Source organism: Pseudomonadota bacterium, assembly GCA_026388275.1.
Taxonomy (GTDB): domain Bacteria; phylum Desulfobacterota; class Syntrophorhabdia; order Syntrophorhabdales; family Syntrophorhabdaceae; genus JAPLKB01.
In genome coordinates, this window is record JAPLKB010000038.1 from 36,850 (window position 1) to 60,243 (window position 23,394).

Here is a 23,394-nt window from a genome sequence, read left to right on the forward strand (position 1 = left end):
GGAATAATTTAACATGAATGTTGAACTGACCAAATATGTCCGCGGAGCTGGCTGAGCTTCAAAGATAGGTCCGGCGGACCTTGCAAACATATTATGCGGAATTGAGATACCGGAGGACAACAATGTCCTTGTAGGTATTGAAGGTTTCGAAGACGCAGGGGTCTATAAAATCACTGACGATATTGCTATTGTCCAGACAATAGACTTCTTTACTCCCATAGTCAACGACCCGTACTGGTTTGGACAGATTGCGGCTGCAAACGCTATGAGTGATATTTACGCAATGGGCGCAATACCGAAGACAGCGTTGAATATGGTCTGCTTTTCTCTGAAACAGTTCGATATAAGCGTCCTGAAAGAAATACTGCGGGGTGGTATTGATAAAGTACGGGAGTCAGGCGCAAGCCTTCTGGGTGGCCACAGCGTTGATGATGTTGAAACAAAATACGGTCTTTCAGTTACAGGTATAATACACCCGGATAAAATTATAAAGAATGAAGGCGCAATACCCGGAGATTGCCTTGTAATCACAAAACCACTCGGTACTGGCATCCTTAACACAGGCATTAAAGGCAATGCCTTAAGTGAGGATTCAATACAAAATCTCATCAATGTAATGGCTGCTTTAAATAAAAAGGCATCCGAAGCAATGTTGTCTGTCCGGACCCATGCAGCAACTGACGTAACAGGCTTTGGTCTTGCCGGACACCTGAAGGAGATGATCAAAGAGAATACAGGAGTGGAACTGTTTGCTGATAAAATCCCCTATTTTCAGGAGGCTGCAGAGCTTTCGCAATCAGGTTTTGTCCCAGGCGGCTTATACAGGAACAGGGATTATTACAAAGAACATGTAACAGGCAATAACGAAGGCTTTCTGTATGACATTTTGTTTGATCCTCAAACATCGGGAGGGTTGTTAATGGCAATACATCCCGAGGATATCCGTAAATTTGAAGAAACAGCTGTAAATATAAAATTGGATTACTGGATTATAGGCCGGTTTACAGGCGAACCAAAAGGAAAAATCCTGCTTATCTGATACCGATCAACCTTCAATCATATAACCCCATATTTTCCATTAAGATAAGTATAAATGTCGGGCTGTCCTATGGCAAGTACAATGAACTCTATATTTTTATTGTTGGCACGATCTGTAACTTATGGTAGCTTTTATATAAAGAAAATGCCGAGGAACGGAATTGAACCGCTGACACGGGGATTTTCAGTCCCCTGCTCTACCGACTGAGCTACCTCGGCATTGTTTTTATTTAAAACATAACTCCTTGCCGTATGTCAAGATATTAGTACCTTTAATTTGGGACTTGTTGCAGAACCGTTATGATGTTATGATCTTATACTATGAGAGCCGGGTTTTACCAGTTCGAGCCTGTTTTCGGGGAAAAAGAGAGAAACATTGAAAAGGTCTTAAATATCCTCAAGGATGTTAATGCTGACCTTATTGTGCTGCCGGAACTTTTTGCCACCGGCTATCAATTCGTCTCGCATGATGAAGTTGACCGACTTTCAGAACAAATACCTCATGGTTATACTACAGAAATGCTGGCCGGGCTATCCCGCAGCAAGGGCATGTATATTGTAGCAGGGCTTCCGGAAAAACATGGAGAGAAATTTTTCAATTCGGCCATTCTGACCGGACCTGAAGGATATATCGGGGTCTATCGTAAAACACATCTCTTTTTCGAGGAGAAGCTCTGGTTCACCCCCGGTGATACCGGTTTCGATGTCTTTAATACAGCCATAGGCCAGATCGGCATTATGATCTGCTTTGACTGGATATTCCCTGAATCAATGAGGACTCTTGCACTCAAAGGTGCAGAAATGGTGGCACATCCGTCCAATCTTGTTTTGCCATACTGTCCCAACGCTATGCCTACCCGATGTCTGGAGAACAGGGTTTACGCTGTAACAGCAAACAGAATAGGTGCAGAGAGCAGGAAGGAAGGGCAAACATTTAAGTTTATCGGCACAAGTCAGATAATTTCACCGGACAGCACTATATACGCTAAAGCCCCGGAAAATGAAGAGTCCCTGGAAATAGTGGACATTGTCCTGGAAAAAGCAAGAGACAAATCTCTGAATCCCTTTAATGATATTTTTCTCGATAGAAGACCCGGAATGTACCGGAATGCCTGATTGACATTCCAGGGTTCACTACCGGCATCATCAAAGGTTTCTCCTATAAAATCATTCTGGCATCCACAACACAGACATGATCCTCATAAACAATTACCGGATTAAGATCCAGTTCCTGAATTTCCGGCACTTCGGTAACCAGTTGCGATATGTGTTGAATGATCTCTGTAACCCCCTTTTTATCCAGGGCCTTTTTACCTCTTGCACCATTGATTATCGGCGCTGCCTTTAAAGAAGCGAACATTTCCTGCACATCCACGGTAGTCACAGGGGACAGCTTGAAAACCGTATCCCTTGTAATTTCGACATTTATACCACCGATGCCGAACATAATAAGATGTCCGAGTTCTTCTTCAGCCTTTGCTCCTACAATGACCTCTGTGCCTTTCGGGAGATATTTCTGGACAAGAAATCTGATGTCCCGTATATTCTTAAACCTTCTTTCCATTTTTTTCACAGCCGATCTTACAGAGCGTCCATCACAAAGATTTGTTGCTACGCCGCCCTGATCACTCTTATGAATAACAGACTCAGAATCTATTTTTACCACTACAGGAAATCCTATTTTCGCAGCTATTTTTTCAGCATCAGCAGTGTTATCCACTATCTGCCAGTCTGCAACGGGTATATTGTAGGCAGCCAGAACTCCATAAACATCAGCAGCAGATAGTATTTTACGTCCCTCAGCCTGTGCTTTTCCGATAATATTTTTTACTTTTATCTTATCCGTATCTTTGAACTGAACAACCTTGCCGGTCTTACGCTTGCGAATCTCAGCATATTTCGTCAGCGCTGCAAGTGCTTTTGCAGCTGCACCAGGGAAGTCATAAATAGGAACACCGCCGTCTTTGAGTATGCTCACGGTTCTGGTCCACTGGTTCTTGTCTGTCATAAGGTTGCACACGATAGGTTTTTTATATTGCCTGTTTGCCTCGACAATCTCTACGGCAATGCTATCCGGATCAACAAAGGGCGCTGTTACAAAATTGATATAGATGCTGTCAATCCCGTCTTCATTCATCATCGAATCTATTGCGGCTCTGAAATGATGTGCCTCGGCAGTGGCCAGCACATCTAAAGGATTATTGATCGATGCCTCAGAAAATAGTTTGTCTTTTAGTATGAGTATTGTTTTTTCTGAAAGATGGGGTATCTTAAGGCCGCATGCTGCAAGCACATCTGTGGCAATGACTGCCGGACCGCCTGTATTTGTTATAACCCCTACCCTGTTCCCACGGGGAATCGGCTGAGTTGCAAAAACAGCTCCTGCCTGACATAGCTCTGCTTCATCCCGGAAACTGATTATACCTGCCTTTTCAAAAATAAGATCAGTGGTCATCTCCTGCTTTGCAATGCCCCCTGTATGAGAGGAGGCTGCCCTTGCCCCTTCTTCTGTGCGACCTGATTTCATGGCAAGAATAGGTTTCTTTTCTGCAGTCATCTGTGCCACTTCGAGAAAGGCACGAGGCTCTTTGAGCCCCTCCACGTATAACACAATTACCCGTGTCCCCTCATCTTTCCCGAAATACCTGATAATTTCCGGAATTGAAACATCGCAGGCATTTCCGTTAGATGCATACATCCTCGTTCCAATGCCCATATCGGCAAATGCCTGGTGTATAAATGAAGCAACTCCACCGCTTAAGGCCACTATGGAAAGTGAACCAGGTTCAGGCTTTGTGAATGTAAAATTACAGTAAGCCCTGACTTCAGGGTCGGTATTGATAATGCCCTGGCAGTTAGGACCAAATATCCTTATGTCATTTCGTTTGGCTCTTGCCATACAATCCTCTTCTATGGCTGCTCCTATAGAACCAGTCTCTGAAAAGCCTCCTCCATTGAGGACAACCATCTTAACCCCTTTTCTTCCGCAATCCTCAATTGCCTGGGGCACGAATGAAGCCGGGATGGCCATGTGTACCACGTCAACATCGGTAGGCACATCCAGAATGGATTTGTACGCTTTAACTCCCCGGATTTCATCGGCCTTGGGGTTAATCGGGTAAACGCTCCCCTTAAACCCGAATTCCAGCAGGTTCCTGATGATTTGATTGCCGATGTGAAGCTCTTTTGCAGAAGCGCCGATAACAGCTACTGCCTTTGGTTTGAATAATGCGTCTAACATGGAATAACCTCCTTTTTATTATAAAAGTGAAATAAAAAAAGGCCCTGCACGGTCGATCCGCACAGGGCCTTGTAATACAAAACTAAAGGCCTATGGCGGATCTATGCAGCTAAAAAAACCAAAAAATATAAAAAGAGCAAAAGTTGTCCTGCCTGATGCAACAAATGGCATCTGAATATCAGATTTATGCCACGTTTTCTTAATGAAAATATGATCAATCCCTAATATATTTATGCGATCCATAATGTACCCAAAGAAACGCCGGAAACATGAACATGCACCTTTGAAAGGTTATTTTCAATGTCCCACGGAACAAAGTAGGTCAAATCTTCTATTTCCTGTGTGAAACCTGAATGGAATTTCTTCCTGAGCCAGTCTCTTGTATCTTTTATTGTATTGACTATAACACTATCAATGTTGATGCCGCGATTTATTTCCTTTAAATACGGTATTGTCTTTATCTGATCAAGGGCCTCCTGTGAATGTATTCCTTCCACTTGCTTTCGCAAAACATAGATATTCCCGCTGTCTCGAAAGATGAGGAGAATAGGATTGATCCTGATTGTTGTCCCGCGGATACTCAGTCCTGACAGGGATTTCTCGATTTTCCTCAAGAATGTTCTTTGTCTGACAATGGAAGAAAAGAAAATGGGGGATATCCTCTCAAATATATAATTTTGTCCTTTGTGGCGAAATTCTTTCAATCTTGAAGGATCGAAACCAAGGCTGAGGAGGTCGGATATCTTCAACGCTTGCTGCGGCCAAATCTTCATGTTTTCCCGGTAATTATACAAATAAGGTCTCCGGTAAAAGGGAAGACTTTCAATAAAATACGTGGGCTCTTCTTTCAATTTGCCCGGCAGACTTCGTAGAGCACCTTCATCGCCCCATATGCCAGCGTCCTCTTCATCAAGTTGCCATTGAGAATAAGGCTGGATGGAAAGGTTCCTGATATTGTCGGGGAAGGAGATCTGCCCGAGAGATTCTCCGCCGGTGTAACCGATAAGCGATGTTATTCGTCTTTGAAAGCCCAGGAACTTTGTTGTAAACCGTGTAAACATGAAACGCATGAGAGGGGTTGAAACCCCTGATTCAAGCTCCTCATTGAAAAGCTTTGTCAAAGTCTCATAGACGGCATGAAACTCCTCAATCGTCCTCTTTACCATATCCTCGTTATCATGCATGTTAATAAAGGCCTTCTTTTTTTTGAGGTTAAAGAGAATCCGGATCAAATGATCCTTGAGGCTGTGTGATACAACAGTCTCCGGCACGAAAACCATATAATTTTGCCATTCTTTAATTATGTCGTTTCCGACAAAATCCGAAAGAGCTTTCCATCCGAGTCTGGTGTAAATCTCATATGCAGCGTCCTCACGGGGAACAATATTGTCCAGAAGCCCGATTGCCTTCCTTTCTTTTAAAAACTCGATGAAAGCATTGAGAATCTTGTTTCCCAGGCCTAATCCCCGAAATGACGGCATGATTTCAACATAAATAAGGTAGTAGCAAGGTACATATCTTTTTATGTATAACATGTTGAGATAACCAAGTATTTCTCCATTTTCAGTATGTATCTCGAGGGTGTGAAAATGCCTGCTGTTATCTCTTGGCAGAAAACGCTCGATCTTGGCTCCCCGAACGGTCCGGTCAATCAATGTGCTGAGATCTTTGAAGGTTTCATAGGGAGAAGATGCGTCAAGCCTTTTTATCTGGTCTTCGAAAGTCATATCAATGACAGACAGGGTGCTTTTCAGGCCTACACCGCTTTTTTTCATTCTTTCCCGTATTTCCAAAATCTGATCAGAGAGAGTCATTATTCATACCCTAAAAAAAAGAGCCATGGATTAACCCATGGCTCTAATCTTATAACCCTTGTCCATGGGCACCCTTTAAAGCCCGCCCATGGCCTCTTTTCAGTTCATTATATGCCCTGACAGAGGAAGGCAGACCTGTTCCTAAAGTAATAAAAATAAAATAAACCGAACTGATAGTCTCTTTCTGTCATGAAAAGCATTTTAGCACTTTTTCAGGAAAAGTCAAGTCTGAATTGTCATATAAAATTAGTATATTGATCTTTTTTGGGTACATTGTATAAAAACCAGCTTGACTCCTTATCTCATGTCGTAATATCCTTGATCTTAACCAGGGCATATTCAGGAACCTTGCTTATGGATAACCATGGTTTTATGCTTTATAGAAGAGAAGTCAAAAACTTGTTTTCCTGAAAGTCCCTGGCCTCGAAAACAGGGAGTTTCATACTTTAGGCCTGCTTAAAGCAGGTGAAGGAGCGGTGGGATGGAAGATAAAATTCAACAGATAGCTGAATGGATCATAAGTTCGAAGCGTATTGTTGTTTTTGTGGGTGCAGGTCTTAGTACAGAATCGGGCATCCCGGATTTCAGGAGCCCAGGAGGCGTATGGGATAGATACGACCCTGAGGACTTTTATTTCCAGAACTTTATTTCTAAAGAAACATCGCGTGAAAAATACTGGGATATGGCAACCGAGATGTATAATTCCATGAAAGATGCATTACCCAATGCAGGTCATCTTGCTATCTCAGAAATGGAAAGGCTGGGCAAGCTTGACTGTTTGATCACGCAGAATATTGATGGACTTCACTTTAAAGCAGGCAATTCCACAGAAAAAGTATTGGAGCTGCATGGGACGGCTATGCACGTTGCCTGCTTGAGTTGTCACAAAAGATATGATCGCGACGATATTCAGGCCAGACGCGCAAAAGAAGGAAAAACTCCCGGTTGTGATGTCTGTGGGAGCCTTCTCAAACCTGCAACCATCTCTTTTGGCCAGTCCATGCCTGAGCAGGAAACAGCGGAGGCTTACAGACGGTCGGAAACATGTGATCTTTTCATTGTCATCGGATCGTCTCTTGTTGTACAGCCTGCTGCCTATATGCCGGTCACAGCAAAACATACAGGAGCCGGACTTGTAATTATAAATCGGGATGAAACGGCCTGTGACAACCTGGCCGACATAATTATAAATGGTCCGGCAGGCCCGACAATGGCTGCAATTGTTGAAAGAATGAAACGCTTAATCGGATAAGAAAAGAGTCCTCTGTATATAAGGAGTTTTTACTCCGGTGTTCATTCACTATGAGAAGCATTAGAAAGAATTGGTATTGTTCCGGACAGGTCAATAACGCAGGCTGAGGATTATTGGATGAAATGTTGATTTCTGGATACATTCAGCAATATAATATCTTTTTAGGAAATGCTTTGAAAATAAAAATTTCGTATTTGTGTAAATTTTATCTATGATGAGAGAAAAGCAAAAAGAGCTTTGGGTATCAGGAAGGCCTCTTGCATTCATGTTAAGAGTGTTGCGTGGTTTTAATCGTAATCAGGGTTTACTGTTATCCGGTGCTCTTGCATATTATACCCTTCTGTCAATTATACCTATGTCAATCCTTACCCTTATTGTTCTGTCGCATTTTGTGGGAGAGGAGCAATTGTCTCAAATTTTATCAAAATTTACAGGGATGGTAATACCGGGCTATGCGGCGATCTTAAAAGAGCAGATTCGGTTATTTATCGAACACCGGAAAGTGATCGGCATTATTGGTTTTTTAGTCATGTTGTTTTTCAGTTCCATGGCCTTTTCAGTGCTTGAAAGTGCCATGTCGATGATCTTCTCTCTTCGCACAAGGGCTCGCCGCCGTTTTCTTGTTTCTGTGATTATTCCTTATATATATATTTTTTCATTGTGTGTGGGTATATTGCTTATTTCATTTATTGCAGGAGCCCTGGACTCTATTGAAAAAAAACAATTAATTTTTTTTGGATGGAGTTTGAGGCTTGAAGGCGCTTCCGGAATTGTACTGTATCTCCTGGGGACTGCAGGAGAAGCGCTTATGCTTACCTCCATATATCTGGTTATGCCCGTTGCACGCATTACTTTCCGTTATGCACTGATGGGAGGAATAACAGCAACTATTTTATGGGAGATTGTACGCCATGTGTTGGTCTGGTACTACTCAGCATTATCCATGGTAAATTTAATTTACGGCTCCTTTGCCACAGCAGTTGTAACCCTTCTTACAACAGAAGCTGCGGCAATAATTCTGTTATTGGGCGCTCAGGTAATAGCAGAGCTTGAGCATAAAAACAAAAAATCGAACAAGAAAAACAAAAATCAGGTAAATTTTCCTGATGACCCAGGGAGGTTAAAATGGAAATGACAAGACACTTTCATCCCGGTGAGATCATTATAAAAGAAGGAGATGAACCTGATGGGTTTTATATTCTCCAATCAGGAGAACTGGATATACTGAAAAAAGAAGAAATAATAGCTAACATTACAGAAGAAAATATTATTTTTGGTGAACTTGGCAACATCTTGAGAGAACCGAGAACATGCACTGTGAGAGCCAAAACCTCATCGTATGTCATGCATGTGCCGAAGGAAATGGATGATATTATTATAAAATATCCTGAAATTGCAAAAAAGCTTATTCATATACTGGCAAAAAGGCTTGCAGAAACAACCGAAATCCTCAGCAAATTAAGAGGAATACATTAATTAAGATTGCATATTCTGAACTTAATGAGGCGGTCTGCTGCTGCCTCCAGCGTCTCCATTTTCTTTGGAAAACAGAAACGCACCTTAGTGTTACCCGAACCGGGATAACTATAGAAGGCACTGCCAGGTACTGTCGCGACACCGGCTTCTTTCACCAACTTAAGTGCAAATGCAACATCATCAACATACCCCCAGTGACTCACATCAGTCATAATGTAATAAGCACCACAAGGTTTGAATGCATTGAACCCGGCATTCGTCAGAGCTGAAAAGAAAAAATCCCTCTTCTGTCTGTACTCTGATGCAAGTCGTTCATAATATGACTGATCTGCCTTTAATGCTTGTGCAGCGGCAACCTGTAGGGGATGCGGCGCCCCGACAGTCAGGAAATCATGGACTTTGCGTATAGAGGCAGTAATAGACGGTGCGGCAATTACCCAGCCTACCCGCCACCCCGTTAGGCTGTATGTTTTTGAAATTGAATTAATAGTAATTGTCCGGTCCTCCATACCTGGGAGAGATGCAATGCTGATATGTTCGGCACCATCGTAGAGAATATGCTCATATATTTCGTCGGTTACAGCAAAAACACCCCATTTTTGACAGAGCTCGGCAATAAACTCCAGTTCTTTCCGAGAAAAAACCTTGCCGGTGGGATTGTTGGGAGTATTTATGACAATGGCTTTGGTCTTGTCGTTGAATGCCTGAGTCAATTCATTCTCATCAAACCTCCAGTCAGGCTCACGTAAGGTAACAAAACGGGGAATGGCTCCGCAGAGGACAGAATCAGGACCGTAGTTTTCGTAAAAAGGTTCAAAGATGATTACTTCCTCTCCCGGATCTATAATAGCCATAAGTGATGAAATCATGCCCTCCGTTGATCCACAGCAAACCGTAATTTCCCTCTCAGGGTCTGTTTTAACACCATTGTACTTAGCAAATTTATCTGCTATGGCACGGCGCAACGTTGGTGTACCCCAGGTAATTGAATACTGGTTGAAATCTTCCCGGATTGCGCGAACAGCTTCCTCTTTAATTTCCGAAGGTGCCGGAAAATCAGGAAAACCCTGGGCAAGATTAATGCCCTTGTGTTCTATACAAATCCTTGTCATTTCCCTTATTACAGATTCTGTGAAGCTGAGTGCTTTTTGCGAACCAAAACCGTTTATTGACATGATTTATTTTGTAAATCCCTTTTTTATACTTTTCCCAATATTCTTGAAGCCATCAATAAGCAATTCCCCTGCCCCTTTTACAGAACCACCGATTTGTCCGGTAATTCCAGTGATGATCTTATTAATAAAATCCTCTTTAAGGCTGAACTTAGGATTATCAAGGTTCCCTTCTAAAACAAAATTTGCAGAAATTTCATTTCTGTTATTTTTTAAAAATGAAACTGCAGCAGAAAGAGGTACATCAAAGACAGTATTGCCCATCGATGATCCGCTTTTAAATTCGAGGTTTCGCAATACTGCCTTACCAGGTGCATTAATTTTATTTGATACTACTTTTACATTCATATCAATATCGAGGAACCCTTTTGTAATGTCTATTGAATTTTTCTTTTGAAAATATGGTTTAAACTCTACAATATCAATATGTTGTCCATCTACTTTACATTCCAGGTCTTTTTTGGTCTTCAGGTTTATTGTCCCATTGCTTTTTACAGTGCCCTTGCTTCCTGTTACCGGTATGACAGCACTTAACCGATAGGTCGTAAGACGTCCATCCGGCGGCAGCACAACATCGAAAGTCTCGATCTCAATATCCCTTATTTTTATTAACACAGGCTGACCTTCAGGTACCTTTCTGTCAAGATAATCGAGAGAACCTCCTGTTAAAACAATCTTTTTTAATATAAGTGATGGGGACGGTTCTTCCGGTTTCTCTGCAGCAGGTTGGGATGGTAAGGCAGGGCCAATAATTTTCCCGGTTTTCTCCCTTTCAATAAGTATATAAGGATTTTTAACAGATAGTTTTGAGATGATGTATTCCTTCTTAAGAAAATTCATAAAATCGGCATTGAGAGAAATGCTTTCAATTTTTATTATATCTTTGCCTTTGGGGTTTTTAAGGCAAAGATTAAATACATCAACATGGTTCCACCGCAGATCAATATTGCCAACAGAAACAACATTCCCAAATCTGGATTCAAGAATATGCTTAATAGCCCTGTTTGAATTTTTAACAAGTAAAAAAGTCGCAGAACATATAATCAGGAATGAAATACCTATTAAGATAAAAACAGTTTTAACCCATCTTTTTTTTGTGTTCATTAGATACCCTTACAACGCTTTATTATATTTTTAAAAAGATTACCACAACAATTTATTCTCCACAAGGAACAAGTTTATTTGATGTATTTTGTTGAATTGATCCCCTAATATATAAGAAAATTAAAAGTGATAACAAGAGGAGGTTTGTTTATGATGCCAAGCGACATCCACGTTGCATTAATGATTACCGGGTTCTTTGTCCTCTTTTTCGGTTTTTTTACAGCAAGGTTTATGAAAAAAAAGCGCTGGTGGCTGAAGATGCATGAATCGCTCGGTGTTTTTGGGGCATTTCTGACAATGCTTGGTTTTTTTATCATTGTATTCCATATCTCACTTTCAGGACGACCTTATTTCACTCAATCGCATGGATATGTGGGTATCATGATAGCATTGCTTGCTGTCATAATGCCCACCCTCGGGTTTATACAGTTGAAGATAAGAATGGTAGCAGGAAAGATAAGGCCGATTCATCGATTTTTCGGCTGGATCATGCTCATGGCAATGTTTATTAATATAATCCTTGGTATGTACATGGCAGGCATATTTTAAATATATTAATCCCTTTAATTATTATAATAAACCATTTGTTCGGCTATAGTGCCATTAAACAAAACATATTGCCGATATAAGCAAATGACAGGTAATTATTTATTTTTAGCTGATATAATGTATAATTCAGATATAGCGGGCATAGAACTGTAATAATTCAGGAGAAAGAGATGGCTAATATAGATGTTAATGAAGTCTTGAAGCAGAAGGAACAGGAATTGATGATTTTACATGAAGTGGCAAAGGACATAAGCAGCAACCTCGAACTGAAAGAATTGTTAAAGCGGGTTGTTGAGATGGTTATAAACCTTACAACTGCAGATTCTTGCCTTATCTATCTCTATAACAGAAAAAACAACGAACTTATTCTCAGTGCTTCCAGCCATCCGGAAGATAAAAATCTCGGTCAGATAAAATTAAGGATGGGTGAAGGTGTAACCGGGTGGGCTGCGCAGCAGAAAAAACCTGTTTCCTTACCCGGCAAGGCTTATGAGGACAAGAGATTCAAGGCATTCACCATTCTTGAGGAAGATAAGTACGAATCCTTTCTTTCTGTGCCAATTCTTTCAAAAGACGAGGTTGTAGGCGTAATGAACCTGCGCAATAAGGAAAAATATGTATACCCTAAACCGCAGATAAACCTCCTTTTTACAGTCTCCAGGTATCTGGGAAGCGCTATCGAAAATGCAATTATCTATGATGAAGTTGTGAAAAAGGCACAGCAATTGGATCTTTTATCTGAGATATCACGGACAATTGTTTCCGATTACTACCTCAAAGAAATATTACAATTAATTGTTACTATGACAGCAAAGGTAATGGATTCAAAGATATGTTCCATTATGCTTCTGGACGAAAAGAAGGAGGAGCTTGTAATTTCTGCAACTCAAAGCCTTAGTGATGATTATATAAGCAAGCCCAATCTGAAGGTGGGCCAATCCATTAGTGGAAAGGTAGTGCTGGAGAAAAAACCTATTACCGTTCTTAACGTTACAAAAAACCCGGGGTTTATGTACCCCGAAATAGCCCAGAGAGAAGGGATTGCCTCGCTTCTGTCCGTACCAATGATGATTAAAGAGAGAGTAGTAGGTGTTATAAACAGCTATACCAATAAAGAACATGCCTTTAATAAAGAGGAGATAGATATCCTCCAGGCAGTTGCGAACCAGGCTGCTGTGGCCATAGAAAACACCCATCTAAGTCAGGAGATTTTTGCTGCCAGAGATGCCCTGGAAACCAGAAAGCTTGTGGAAAAAGCAAAAGGCATTCTTATGAAAGAATTGAATATCTCTGAAGATGAGGCTTATAAGAAGATTCACAAAAAAAGCATGGACATAAGAAAAACGATGAAAGAAATATCTGAGGCAATCATACTTTCTTCTGAGATAAGGAAGAGGACTTGACAAACAACGCTTAAGGGTTTATGATAATTCATTATAGATATTGATGTCTTTTTGCTAAAGAAAGCTAAAGAGTATTTAGTCAGCCCGGACAGAGGCGTCCAAAACACCATCGGTGATTTGGACGCTTTTTTTTATATTTTTTGGCGCAGAATCCTTTTTAAAAGGAATTAGTATCAGAAATGAAGAGGAGTTAGAGGTCATGAATAAAATATACCGTATAGCCGTTGCCCAGATTAATACAACAGTTGGCGACCTTGAGGGCAATTGCACAAAGATGAAAGAGTATATGGGAATGGCCATAGACATGAAGGCAAATATAGCTGTTTTCCCTGAGCTGGCTATTACCGGCTATCCGCCGGAAGACCTTTTGCTCAAACCGAAATTTATAGAAGACAACCTCATGGCATTACAGCGTTTTTCCAAATCAGTCGTAAAGATTATTGTTGTTTGCGGTTTTGTGGACAGGCAAGGCAAAAAGTATTTTAATGCAGCTGCCATTATTTATAACGGCAAGATCAGAGGTGTTTATCACAAGATGCTGCTCCCCAATTATGGTGTATTCGACGAAAAACGGCACTTTATCTCCGGGGAAGAAGTGCTGACATTCATACATGATGGTCTCCATTTCGGTGTCAATATATGCGAGGATATCTGGCATAAGAAGGGACCAACTCAAATACAGGAGGCAATGGGGGCACAAGTGATTCTGAATATCAACGCCTCGCCCTACCATGCAGGGAAAGCTGCATTACGTACAAAGATAGTAAAGGAAGAGGCAAAGGCAAACATGATACCCATTGTTTATGCAAACCTTGTGGGCGGACAGGATGAACTCGTCTTTGACGGACAGAGCATGATTGTTAATGCAGACGGCAGAGTCATTGCCCGTGCGCTTTCCTTTCAAGAAGACCTTCTCCTGACAGACTTGTCTATAGAAAGCAGCATATCCGGAGTTCAAAGACAACAATGGGAAAATATAAATACACGTACCATAATATTACCGGACAAAGGAATAGATGAAAGCGATAAACCTGCAATCTCCGCAAGAAGATCCCATCGGTTCAACCCCGTTGCAGAGATATATCAGGCTCTCTTGCTGGGTATTGGTGATTATGTTAAGAAAAACGGTTTTCAGAAGGTGACACTTGGATTGAGCGGAGGAATTGATTCCGCTGTAGTTGCCGTAATTGCTGCAGATGCCCTGGGCAGCCAGAATGTAGTCGCAGTTTTTATGCCATCCAGATATACGTCAGAGGAGTCTGTATCTGACGCTAATGATCTGGCTTTTAATCTGGGGATCACCCTTCATAATATTCCCATAGAAGGCGTTTATAATGCATATCTATCTACCCTTGCACCCTTTTTTGAGGGGTTAACAGAGAACGTAACCGAAGAGAATATACAGGCACGTATACGCGGCAATATCCTTATGGCCCTCTCAAATAAATTCGGCTGGCTTGTCCTGACAACAGGCAATAAATCAGAAATGAGCGTCGGATATGCAACTCTCTATGGCGACATGGCAGGAGGTTTTGCAGTCATAAAAGACGTGCCCAAGACACTGGTATACGAAATAGCACGCTATAGAAACAAACTGGGCATGGTTATCCCTGAACGGGTCATAGTAAAAGAGCCCACGGCAGAGCTGAAGTCTGACCAGAAGGACAGCGACACTTTGCCGCCTTATGAGATGCTGGATCAGATCCTGAAGGCTTATATTGAAGAAGATAAACATGCAGGAGAAATTTCACCTGCAATAGCAGCAAGCGGATTTATCGATAAGACATTCCGTATGGTCGACAACAGTGAATATAAGCGTCGTCAGTCACCCATAGGGATTAAGATTACACCAAAGGCATTCGGAAAAGACAGAAGGATGCCCATAACAAATAAGTACAGGGGGTGAACCATGCCTTTCGAAGAATTGGTGCAAAGGATAAACCCTACTTTGAAAAGAATCACAAAGAAGCTGAACGGTCATTTCACCTTTTTCAATGATGAAGATCTATATCAGGAGGCATTGACCAACCTTTGGGTACGCTACAACGAGGGTGTGCTTCATGATAAGACCGATAGTTATATATTGCAGGGTTGCTACTATTATCTGCGAAACCATCTGCGCAAGGTTCGTGAGGATGCTGACTTCTTAAGTCTTGAAAGCCCGATAAATGAAGATGGATTAAAACTCGAAGATATCCTGTGTTCGAAAGATCAATCTTCATTTGATGACCTTGAAAGCAATATGGATATCGAAGACGCAGCAGACAGATTCCTCAATGAAAGAGAAAGGCAGATTCTTATGTATCTGCTGGAAGGCATGTCTATGCGCGAAATAGGTATTAAATTCTCCATATCCCATGTAATGGTACTAAAGATCAGGAACAGGATACGGGAAAAATGCACAGGACATGGGAACTGGCTCAGAAATTGAAGGACAGTTGGTAAGCGTTAAAATAACATGTGCAGAATTGCAATAACAGAAAGAACTTATATGGTGTGATCCTATATGCCTGATAATAAACCATCGCGCGAGATAAAAGAACTCTCTTTGCTGTTTGAAATAAGTACAAAGCTGAGTGAGACTCTTGATCTTAAAGCTGTACTGAAGCCAATTCTTCAGATGACGGCAATGCATATGGAAATTCCAAGGGGCACACTGACTATCTTGAACAGAAATAGGGGTGAGATCGTCGTTGAAGAGGCATATGGCCTCCGGCCCGAAGAACAAGCAAAGGGTAAATACCGCATGGGCGAGGGAATCACCGGTAAAGTGATTAACTCAGGACAGCCTGTCATTATCCCCAGGGTTTCTGATGAACCTTTGTTTCTTGATAAAACCGGGTCGAGAAGAAACCTTAACAAAAGCGATATTGCTTTTATCTGTGTACCCATAAAAATAGGCAGCGAGGTAATAGGCGCAATTTCTGCTGATCGCCAGTCTCAAGAGACAGTTTCTTTCGAAGAAGATGTTAAACTCTTAACCATTATTGCATCGAGCATCTCACAGGCAGTGCGCCTTCGGCAACTGGCACAGGAAGAACTGGAGAAGGTAAAGGAGGAGAACCAGCGTCTTCAGGATGCCTTAAAAAACAGATATAGGCCAAAAGCGATCGTCGGCAACTCTAAAGTTATGCAAGATGTCTACCAACTTATTGAAAAGGTAAGCAGGACAAACACGACAGTTCTTATTCTTGGCGAGAGCGGGGTTGGCAAGGAACGGGTAGCACACGCAATCCATTACGGTTCAGCACGTGCCAATAGACCATTTATAAAAATAAATTGCGCAGCTCTCCCGGAATCGCTTATTGAAAGCGAACTTTTCGGACATGAAAAAGGGGCATTTACCGGTGCTGCAACATCCCGCAGGGGACGTTTTGAGGTGGCTGACAAAGGAACTATTTTCCTTGATGAGATAGGGGATATTCCCCTGACTCTTCAGACAAAATTGCTGCGGGTGCTTCAGGAAAAGGAGTATGAGCGAATAGGCGGAGATACCACCATTAAAATAGATGTAAGGATTATTACTGCAACAAACAGAGACCTCGAAGCTCTTATGCAGCAAGGAAAATTCAGAGAAGATTTATTCTATCGGCTTAATGTTTTTCCAATTGTTGTCCCGCCCCTTCGGGAACACAAGACAGATATCATGCTTCTTGCCGATTATTTTATTGAAAAGTATAGCAAGGAGCATGATAAAAAAATAGTAAGCATATCAACCTCTGCAACGGACATGCTTATGAATTATCACTGGCCGGGGAATGTGCGGGAACTCGAAAACTGCATAGAACGGGCAATTATTCTCTGCACTGACGGGGTTATCCAGAGCTATCATCTTCCGCCGAATCTTCAGAAAAGCGATATTGGTGAACTTGAAGGAACAAACGGTACCTTCAGGGAGATTATTGTCAATATGGAACGGGAGATTATTCTTGATGAGCTGAAACGATCACGGGGAAATATGGCCAAAGCAGCACGGGTTCTTGGAATCACTGAGAGAATGATCGGGATACGGGTGGCAAAATACGGGATAGATCCAACACAGTTTAAGTAGAATACGCGTCTGAAATCACCCGGCTCAGAAAAGAGATTCAGGGGGCAGCAGCCCGTATAGCCTGATTTAAAAGTAACAATGGAGCTGCAAAGGGTTAACAAAAAAATGGAGATTGGTAATATATGGTAATACTTAAAAAAACTTTTGGGGGATCGTCTAACGGCAGGACTGCAGGCTCTGGACCTGTCAATTGAGGTTCGAATCCTTGTCCCCCAGTTTATTCTATATTGCCATGCCTGCTCTATTATTAACGTGACACTTCCACTTCTTTCGGTTGATAATAAAACAAAAATACAGTAATGATTAAAAGGTTGTACTATGTCAGATAAGAGATTCGTGATTTTGTCAGGGCCTTCATGTACAGGAAAAAGCCCCCTTGTTGCGGCAATGAATCAATTTCATCCGGATATAAAATACACAAAAATTCCTGTTATCAAAAGCAAGGAGTCCAGACCGCAAGGACCGAGACCCGAAGAAACGGGAATCTGGAATAACCCGGATTTCTTTCTAACAAAAAGAGATATTCTTCAGCTCAGCGATAATCTCCGCTATTTTGTCGGCGACTGTCTTGGGTTGCCTCAGGCTGTCGATCTTCAAAAAATTAAGGAAAATGATTCGGGACTTTTCTTTGCGGATATTTATCATACCATCGGTGCGCAATTGCTAAAAAGTAAGTTTCTTTCTCATATGGAGATCGCGACCGTTTTCCTATCTCCAATCAGTCGTGAGGAAATTGAGGATTTGAAGGCAGCAAATATCGATCTGAAAAGCTATCTATATCAAATCATGCTTCACAAACAACTGGTCCGAGCCAGATACCACGGAAAAACAGTTGATGCCTGTTTCGTCAAGGATGCTCTTGGTAGAGCCGGAGACTCCTTCTCTGAACTTGCAAGCGCATGCAAGTATTCATACGTCATAATTAACCATGATGGGGAAGGCAGTCCTAATTGGCATCGTCTCCCAAGCGGTGTATTTACAACAAGACCGGAGGGTGATGCAAGGCGGGCAGTTACCGCCCTGGTACAGATTCTTACAGACTCAATTACTGATCAGATTGAAAATTGGGAGACCTTAAGGATTTGATTCAAGCCTGAGATAATAAAAATGCATGAAAGAGTAAAAGCTGTCCAATAACGTTTACCGGCCCTGCATTTCCTACATTTATGTAGCCTTATAAGACCATATTCCTACATTTATGTAAGCTGATATTTGATTTGTATCATTCATACTATGTCGTAATAAAATTGCGTAAAATATAATGTATATTATAACATGCTGTAATTATTATTTTATTTAAGTTAATAACCGTATCTTGCACAGACATCTACTCCTTTGGCACGCAGATTGCTTTAATAAAACACAGACACAGGCGTCTTTAGTCCGATGACGGATATAAAGACGCTTTTTTTTATTGCCCCGCGGCTTAATACCTCGGAGCTTGCTTCGAGATGGTTGTCCTGCAATTTGCTGCGGGGTGATTCATTTCATTCTTAGGGTGGTAACGGAACAGAGCAGTAAATCAAGCATAGAGGGCCTGCATATTAGATGCGGGCGTAAATTCAGGAGGTGTAAAATGAAAGTTTTGAAATGTATGTTGTTATTTTTGGTTATTTCTTTGTTTGCTGTAACAGGTATTCTTTATGCAGAAGAAATAAAGGAAATAAAACCTCCGGATGCAAAGCCCCAGGAGAAAGTGGAAGAGGCAAAGGTAACCGGAAGTGGTTCAGTCGGTGTCTTCAATCAGTACATATTCCGTGGGTATGAGATCGGCCAAAGCGGTCTCGTTATGCAGCCATCCCTTACTGCATCATACAAGGGATTTTCGGCAACCCTCTGGGGTAATGTGGATACGAATCAACGCAGCACAAAAACTGCCGCCTTTAATGCTGAAACCCAGCAGTTTAAGAAGGGATGGAACGAAACAGACCTTACCCTCAGTTATACATATGCCATCAATAAGCTCTCTTTAACCGGTGGTTTTATTTACTATGGCACAAAATATGCCGATGAAACAGAGGAGCTCTTTGCATCAGCTACTTATGATATCCTGACAAAACCTACATTTGCAATCTATCGGGATATTACTAACTATAAGGGAACATATTTTAACCTTTCCTTTTCACACTCACTCCCTGTCTACAAGGATACCACTCTTGATCTGGGTGCATCATTCGGTTATTTCATCGGTGAGAGTGACTACTGGAAAACCTACGACCAGTCAACAGCAAGCTATACGGGAAGCAAGTATAAAGGGCTGCATGACGGCATGGTAAAGGCAGCCCTCACTATACCGGTTACAAAGGCATTCTCGATTCAGCCTATGGTTCAATACTGGTTCCCTCTCTCGAGCGATGCAAAGAAAGAGTATGCGAATGCTACGGATATAAAAGATTCATACAACCCCAATGGACCTGTGAAAAGCAATTTTATCTATGGCATAGGTTTCACTTACAGTTTCTGATCTCAGTGTGGCCGGCGCACTGAAGAGGCGGCTCAGACCCCTGACTAGTTGGGTCGGCCACCTCCGCGGCCCCGCGATGCAGCAATAAAAGCTTGATCGGTCAGAAATGAATCGCCCCGCCGCAAGCGGACAGGGTATCAAAGGCAAGAATATGGAACCATTTCGAAGCAAGCTTCGGGGCATTGACCCGGCGGGGCAACAAATTGATGGCAAAAGATATTGGGGTCCATGAAGACACGAGATCCTTACTAAATCAAGGAAATAAGGAGGCTAAAATGAAAAAGTTTTTGATGTTATTACTATTGAGTTTTATGATTCTTGGCCTGGCCGTTACTGTCTTTGCGGCATCAGAGCCTGACCCGTCAGGAGCGAAAACAGGCGGAGCCGCAGATGTAGTTGGCGCTTCAGCAAATGCTCCCACGGCGGATGATCTGAAAAACATGGCAACAAATGAGCCATTAGCTGCAAAACTTGCAGATGTGGTCGGTCACAACAGAATTGCCATTAACATGGTATGGACACTCTTCTGCGGCTTCCTTGTCATGTTTATGCAGGCAGGGTTTGCCCTCGCTGAAACAGGTTTTACAAGGGCAAAGAATGCGGGCCATACGATGGCGATGAACTTTATGATCTATGCAGTAGGTATGCTCGGTTACTGGATATGCGGTTTTGCCCTCCAGATGGGGGGGGTCGGCGGTGTTGCAACCCTCGGCGGTGCCACCGGGCTTGATGGGGAATTTGTAATTCATCTTTTTGGAAAAGACTTTGGCCTCTTCGGGACAAAAGGTTTTTTTCTCTCAGGAGTTGCATATGATGCGGTGATCTTTTCCCTCTTTCTTTTCCAGATGGTATTCATGGACACCACAGCTACGATTCCTACGGGTTCGATGGCTGAACGGTGGACTTTCAAATCATTCCTGGTATATGGCTTTTTCATCTCCATGTTTACTTACCCGCTCTATGCAAACTGGGTATGGGGAGGCGGCTGGTTATCTCAACTGGGAAAAAACTTCGCTTTGGGACATGGGACAGTAGACTTTGCCGGTTCATCGGTGGTTCATATGACAGGTGGTGTGGCAGCTCTTGTCGGTGCATGGATACTGGGGCCGAGGCTTGGGAAGTTCAGAAAAGACGGCAAACCCAATGCTATACCGGGTCACCACATCCCTATGGCGCTTACAGGATGTTTTATTCTTGCTTTCGGGTGGTTTGGTTTTAATGCCGGTTCTTCATTGGCTGGCGGTGATTTGAGGATTGGTGTAGTTGCCGTGAATACCATGCTGGCATCTGCCGCAGGCGCATTCGGAGCAATGTTCTACATGTGGAAGTTCTATGGCAAGCCGGATATTTCAATGATTGCCAACGGGTTTCTGGCGGGCCTCGTGGCAATTACAGCACCCTGTGCTTTTGTCAATTCAGTTTCTGCTGTTATCATCGGCTTTGCTGCCGGCATGATTCTGTGCATAAGTGTCTTTTTTGTTGAGCGCGTACTCAAAATTGACGATCCTGTCGGCGCGATATCGGTTCACGGCGTCAATGGCGCATGGGGACTCCTGTCTGTGGGGCTTTTTGCGGACGGCACCTATGGTGACGGATTGAACGGTGTTGAGAAAACCGTAAGGGGCTTGTTTTACGGAGATGCATCTCAATTTGCTGCACAGGCAATGGGAGTTGTAACAAACTTTGTTTTTGTGTTTGCAGTGATGTATATCTTCTTCAAGATACTTGATAAAATTGTACCCATGAGGGTTGCCAATGATATTGAGGTTGAAGGGCTCGATCAGGCAGAAGTTGCTGTTACCGCTTACCCTGATTTCAGCATCCATAAGACACAAATATAAACGGGAGGATACCATGAAAAAGATAGAAGCAATAATCAAACCGTACAGGCTTGAGGATGTAAAAAACGGCCTGATGAAAATAGGAATTCAGGGTATGACTGTCATGGAAGTAAAGGGATTTGGACGCCAGAGGGGTCATACGGAAACCTACCGGGGGGCTGAATATGACGCGACCTTCCTTACAAAAGTAAAGATCGAGGTGATAATTCCCGACGAAATGCTCGACAGGGTTGTAAATACCATTACCGACTGTGCAAAAGACAACAAACCCGGAGATGGGAAGATCTTTGTATCATCCTTGGAGGATGTCATCAGGATCAGAACAGGAGAGAAGGGTGTAGCGGCAATTTGACGGATCATCACAACCTCCGGTTGCCGGTGATGGCATCTCAATGACGAGATTCCTTGCTCCGCACACTGGTAGCCGGAGGATTAAAACATTTATCAACTCCCTTAAAAAAGAGAACCGCTATGTTGCTTTAGAAAAGTTCGGCTACCCGGGTCTTATGTTTAGCGAGATTGAAGGCCAGGGGAAACAAACGAGTATGACCACCTCCCGGCAAATGACAACAATCTTGTTTTAGTTTGTAGTATATTATATATTCTTTAGATAGCCAGCCTAACCTTGTCGGTCCAAATGGCTGGGGGCTATAAGACTCAGGGAGGTATAATGAGCGGAATCTTCGGGTTTATTGGTAAGGGTAATGCTTTTGTAGAAGTGAGGACCGGTCTTGAGAATCTCTCACACAGAGGGCAAGAAAGCTGGGGTATTGTTTCCGGTCAGCGAGACGGTTCTTTCTCGGAAGCGAGAGGCTTGGGATCAATTTTTCAGTCTTCCCTGCTGACTCGATTCCATCCTGGCTCTGTGGCAGTTGGAGAGGTACGTTATTCCACTTCAGGGGAAGCAAGCGAAAGAAATAGCCAGCCCATAGTGGGAAGCTTAAAGAAAGAAAAGATCGCTCTCGTCCATAATGGTCATATTCCCCAATACAGGCAGTTGATGGAGGAACTAGGCGGTCTCTTCCAGACGGAGACAGACACTGAGGTGATCCTGCAAATTATTGCCCGAACAGAAGGTGTGGACTTTCTTGAAAAAACGGAGAAGACACTGAGCTTTCTGGGCCGACAGGCAGCTTTCAGCATCATAATCCTCCATAACGGGAGTCTTATTGCCGCCCGGGACCCCTTCGGGTTCAGACCTCTTTCCATCGCGAGAAGAGGAGAGGAAGGTGATTACACATGGGCAGTAGCCTCTGAAACATGCGCTTTTCACAGCCAGTTCGAATGGATAGGAGACGTCGAACCCGGTCAAATGGTAGTAATGGATGGAAAGGATATAAGGACAATTTCTTTTGCCTCCCCTGATCCTCACCCCTGTATCGTTGAATGTCTTGATTATGCTTCCCCGGCCAGCCAGGTCTTTTCGACAAGCAGTTACGAATTCAGGGAGAAAATAGGCACAAGGCTGGCGAAAACAGAAACTCAAAAAGCTGACATTATTGTTCCAATTCCCAGGGCTGCCATTCCCGCAGCCTTGGGTTTTCATGATGTCACGGGGATCCCCTTTAAAGTAGCCATAAGCACTGTGGGCGAAATCGGCAGAATATTCATAATATCCAAAGAAAAAGACAGGTTTGACCAGGCCGAAAGGAAGTTTCAGGTCAACGAGGAACTGGTAAAAGGAAAAGAAGTTTTTCTGATTGATTCGCTTCTGGTACGGGGGTCAACGGCCATGGTCTTGATCCCTAAATTGCGTAAGGCAGGGGCAACGAAAATTCATTTGCGTCTAACTGCACCGCCACCACGCTTTCCCTGTTTTATGGGAATGGCAATGGCCAAGCCCGGTGAGTTGTTGGCAAGCAATCGGAGCGACGAGCAACTGAGAAAACTCATAGGCGTGGACACTTTCCGGTATTTAAAGACCGAGGAACTAAGGGAACTGGTGGGTACGCAGTTCTGTGACGCGTGCTTTACCGGAAAGTACCCTTT

19 protein-coding genes and 2 tRNA genes are annotated in these 23,394 nt (G+C 42.7%); 16 read left to right on the plus strand and 5 right to left on the minus strand.

Annotated elements, in window-relative coordinates; translation table 11 throughout:
• The first annotated feature begins 64 nt into the window (after window positions 1-64).
• Window positions 65-1,039, plus strand: coding sequence for a selenide, water dikinase SelD (selD, locus tag NT010_10375; GenBank protein ID MCX5806455.1), 975 nt, complete (start codon window positions 65-67; stop codon window positions 1,037-1,039).
• A gap of 145 nt (window positions 1,040-1,184) precedes the next feature.
• Here selD and NT010_10380 read toward each other — a convergent pair.
• Window positions 1,185-1,257, minus strand: a tRNA-Phe gene (locus NT010_10380).
• 102 nt (window positions 1,258-1,359) lie between these two features.
• Here NT010_10380 and NT010_10385 point away from each other — a divergent pair.
• Window positions 1,360-2,154 (plus strand): acyltransferase, encoded by a 795-nt coding sequence (locus tag NT010_10385; protein ID MCX5806456.1) that lies wholly within the window; start codon window positions 1,360-1,362, stop codon window positions 2,152-2,154.
• A 43-nt stretch (window positions 2,155-2,197) separates the two neighbouring features.
• Here the strand turns inward: NT010_10385 and NT010_10390 are convergent, their stop codons facing one another.
• Together NT010_10390 and NT010_10395 are read right to left on the minus strand one after the other, a co-directional pair.
• A complete protein-coding gene (locus tag NT010_10390; GenBank protein MCX5806457.1) occupies window positions 2,198-4,279 on the minus strand; it encodes an acetate--CoA ligase family protein in 2,082 nt (693 codons plus the stop codon).
• Window positions 4,280-4,509: 230 nt separating this feature from the next.
• Window positions 4,510-6,093, minus strand: coding sequence for a GNAT family N-acetyltransferase (locus NT010_10395; GenBank protein MCX5806458.1), 1,584 nt, complete (start codon window positions 6,091-6,093; stop codon window positions 4,510-4,512).
• A 481-nt stretch (window positions 6,094-6,574) separates the two neighbouring features.
• Between NT010_10395 and NT010_10400 the strand changes: the two genes are divergently transcribed.
• From NT010_10400 to NT010_10410, 3 genes are all read left to right on the plus strand, one after another.
• On the plus strand, window positions 6,575-7,345 hold the full coding sequence (locus NT010_10400; protein MCX5806459.1) for an NAD-dependent deacylase: 771 nt from the start codon (window positions 6,575-6,577) through the stop codon (window positions 7,343-7,345).
• 265 nt (window positions 7,346-7,610) lie between these two features.
• Entirely contained in the window at window positions 7,611-8,480 is an 870-nt protein-coding gene (locus NT010_10405; GenBank protein MCX5806460.1) for a YihY/virulence factor BrkB family protein, read from the plus strand.
• The gene (locus NT010_10410) at window positions 8,471-8,821 is read left to right on the plus strand and encodes a cyclic nucleotide-binding domain-containing protein (GenBank protein ID MCX5806461.1); all 351 of its coding nucleotides are present in this window, start codon (window positions 8,471-8,473) and stop codon (window positions 8,819-8,821) included. Before NT010_10405 ends, NT010_10410 begins: the two co-directional genes overlap by 10 nt.
• On the opposite strand, the gene NT010_10415 is transcribed toward NT010_10410, so the two are convergent.
• On the minus strand, window positions 8,818-9,996 hold the full coding sequence (locus tag NT010_10415; GenBank protein MCX5806462.1) for an aminotransferase class I/II-fold pyridoxal phosphate-dependent enzyme: 1,179 nt from the start codon (window positions 9,994-9,996) through the stop codon (window positions 8,818-8,820). The two genes, NT010_10410 and NT010_10415, sit on opposite strands and share 4 nt — an antisense overlap.
• A 3-nt stretch (window positions 9,997-9,999) precedes the next feature.
• Window positions 10,000-11,097 carry a DUF748 domain-containing protein gene (locus NT010_10420; protein MCX5806463.1) on the minus strand — a complete coding sequence of 366 codons (1,098 nt, stop codon included), beginning with the start codon at window positions 11,095-11,097 and terminating at the stop codon, window positions 10,000-10,002.
• Window positions 11,098-11,247: 150 nt separating this feature from the next.
• On the opposite strand from NT010_10420, the gene NT010_10425 reads away from it, so the two are divergent.
• The 11 genes from NT010_10425 to NT010_10475 form a co-directional block, all read left to right on the plus strand.
• On the plus strand, window positions 11,248-11,646 hold the full coding sequence (locus tag NT010_10425) for a hypothetical protein (protein ID MCX5806464.1): 399 nt from the start codon (window positions 11,248-11,250) through the stop codon (window positions 11,644-11,646).
• A gap of 170 nt (window positions 11,647-11,816) precedes the next feature.
• A complete protein-coding gene (locus NT010_10430) occupies window positions 11,817-13,049 on the plus strand; it encodes a GAF domain-containing protein (protein MCX5806465.1) in 1,233 nt (410 codons plus the stop codon).
• A 199-nt stretch (window positions 13,050-13,248) separates the two neighbouring features.
• Window positions 13,249-14,955: an NAD+ synthase gene (locus NT010_10435; protein ID MCX5806466.1), complete on the plus strand. Its 1,707-nt coding sequence runs from the start codon at window positions 13,249-13,251 to the stop codon at window positions 14,953-14,955.
• A 3-nt stretch (window positions 14,956-14,958) separates the two neighbouring features.
• Window positions 14,959-15,480 carry a sigma-70 family RNA polymerase sigma factor gene (locus tag NT010_10440; protein MCX5806467.1) on the plus strand — a complete coding sequence of 174 codons (522 nt, stop codon included), beginning with the start codon at window positions 14,959-14,961 and terminating at the stop codon, window positions 15,478-15,480.
• 75 nt (window positions 15,481-15,555) lie between these two features.
• Window positions 15,556-17,100: a sigma 54-interacting transcriptional regulator gene (locus NT010_10445; protein ID MCX5806468.1), complete on the plus strand. Its 1,545-nt coding sequence runs from the start codon at window positions 15,556-15,558 to the stop codon at window positions 17,098-17,100.
• 145 nt (window positions 17,101-17,245) lie between these two features.
• Window positions 17,246-17,316: transfer RNA gene (locus NT010_10450), tRNA-Gln, on the plus strand.
• A 102-nt stretch (window positions 17,317-17,418) separates the two neighbouring features.
• Window positions 17,419-18,186, plus strand: a complete 768-nt coding sequence (locus NT010_10455; protein ID MCX5806469.1) for a hypothetical protein — start codon at window positions 17,419-17,421, stop codon at window positions 18,184-18,186.
• A gap of 490 nt (window positions 18,187-18,676) precedes the next feature.
• A complete protein-coding gene (locus tag NT010_10460) occupies window positions 18,677-19,564 on the plus strand; it encodes a hypothetical protein (protein ID MCX5806470.1) in 888 nt (295 codons plus the stop codon).
• A gap of 275 nt (window positions 19,565-19,839) precedes the next feature.
• Entirely contained in the window at window positions 19,840-21,405 is a 1,566-nt protein-coding gene (locus tag NT010_10465) for an ammonium transporter (GenBank protein ID MCX5806471.1), read from the plus strand.
• A 13-nt stretch (window positions 21,406-21,418) separates the two neighbouring features.
• Window positions 21,419-21,757 carry a P-II family nitrogen regulator gene (locus NT010_10470; GenBank protein ID MCX5806472.1) on the plus strand — a complete coding sequence of 113 codons (339 nt, stop codon included), beginning with the start codon at window positions 21,419-21,421 and terminating at the stop codon, window positions 21,755-21,757.
• Window positions 21,758-22,075: 318 nt separating this feature from the next.
• On the plus strand, window positions 22,076-23,394 hold a 1,319-nt coding region (locus NT010_10475), incomplete at its 3' end, for an amidophosphoribosyltransferase (GenBank protein ID MCX5806473.1).

Excerpts from the sequence above, each read along its gene's own strand:
- NT010_10385 (MCX5806456.1), top strand. The coding sequence starts at position 1,360 with ATGAGAGCCGGGTTTTACCAGTTCGAGCCTGTTTTCGGGGAAAAAGAG.
- NT010_10390 (MCX5806457.1), bottom strand. The coding sequence starts at position 4,279 with ATGTTAGACGCATTATTCAAACCAAAGGCAGTAGCTGTTATCGGCGCT.
- NT010_10395 (MCX5806458.1), bottom strand. The coding sequence starts at position 6,093 with ATGACTCTCTCTGATCAGATTTTGGAAATACGGGAAAGAATGAAAAAA.
- NT010_10400 (MCX5806459.1), top strand. The coding sequence starts at position 6,575 with ATGGAAGATAAAATTCAACAGATAGCTGAATGGATCATAAGTTCGAAG.
- NT010_10405 (MCX5806460.1), top strand. The coding sequence starts at position 7,611 with ATGTTAAGAGTGTTGCGTGGTTTTAATCGTAATCAGGGTTTACTGTTA.
- NT010_10410 (MCX5806461.1), top strand. The coding sequence starts at position 8,471 with ATGGAAATGACAAGACACTTTCATCCCGGTGAGATCATTATAAAAGAA.
- NT010_10415 (MCX5806462.1), bottom strand. The coding sequence starts at position 9,996 with ATGTCAATAAACGGTTTTGGTTCGCAAAAAGCACTCAGCTTCACAGAA.
- NT010_10420 (MCX5806463.1), bottom strand. The coding sequence starts at position 11,097 with ATGAACACAAAAAAAAGATGGGTTAAAACTGTTTTTATCTTAATAGGT.
- NT010_10425 (MCX5806464.1), top strand. The coding sequence starts at position 11,248 with ATGATGCCAAGCGACATCCACGTTGCATTAATGATTACCGGGTTCTTT.
- NT010_10430 (MCX5806465.1), top strand. The coding sequence starts at position 11,817 with ATGGCTAATATAGATGTTAATGAAGTCTTGAAGCAGAAGGAACAGGAA.
- NT010_10435 (MCX5806466.1), top strand. The coding sequence starts at position 13,249 with ATGAATAAAATATACCGTATAGCCGTTGCCCAGATTAATACAACAGTT.
- NT010_10440 (MCX5806467.1), top strand. The coding sequence starts at position 14,959 with ATGCCTTTCGAAGAATTGGTGCAAAGGATAAACCCTACTTTGAAAAGA.
- NT010_10445 (MCX5806468.1), top strand. The coding sequence starts at position 15,556 with ATGCCTGATAATAAACCATCGCGCGAGATAAAAGAACTCTCTTTGCTG.
- NT010_10455 (MCX5806469.1), top strand. The coding sequence starts at position 17,419 with ATGTCAGATAAGAGATTCGTGATTTTGTCAGGGCCTTCATGTACAGGA.
- NT010_10460 (MCX5806470.1), top strand. The coding sequence starts at position 18,677 with ATGAAAGTTTTGAAATGTATGTTGTTATTTTTGGTTATTTCTTTGTTT.
- NT010_10465 (MCX5806471.1), top strand. The coding sequence starts at position 19,840 with ATGAAAAAGTTTTTGATGTTATTACTATTGAGTTTTATGATTCTTGGC.
- NT010_10470 (MCX5806472.1), top strand. The coding sequence starts at position 21,419 with ATGAAAAAGATAGAAGCAATAATCAAACCGTACAGGCTTGAGGATGTA.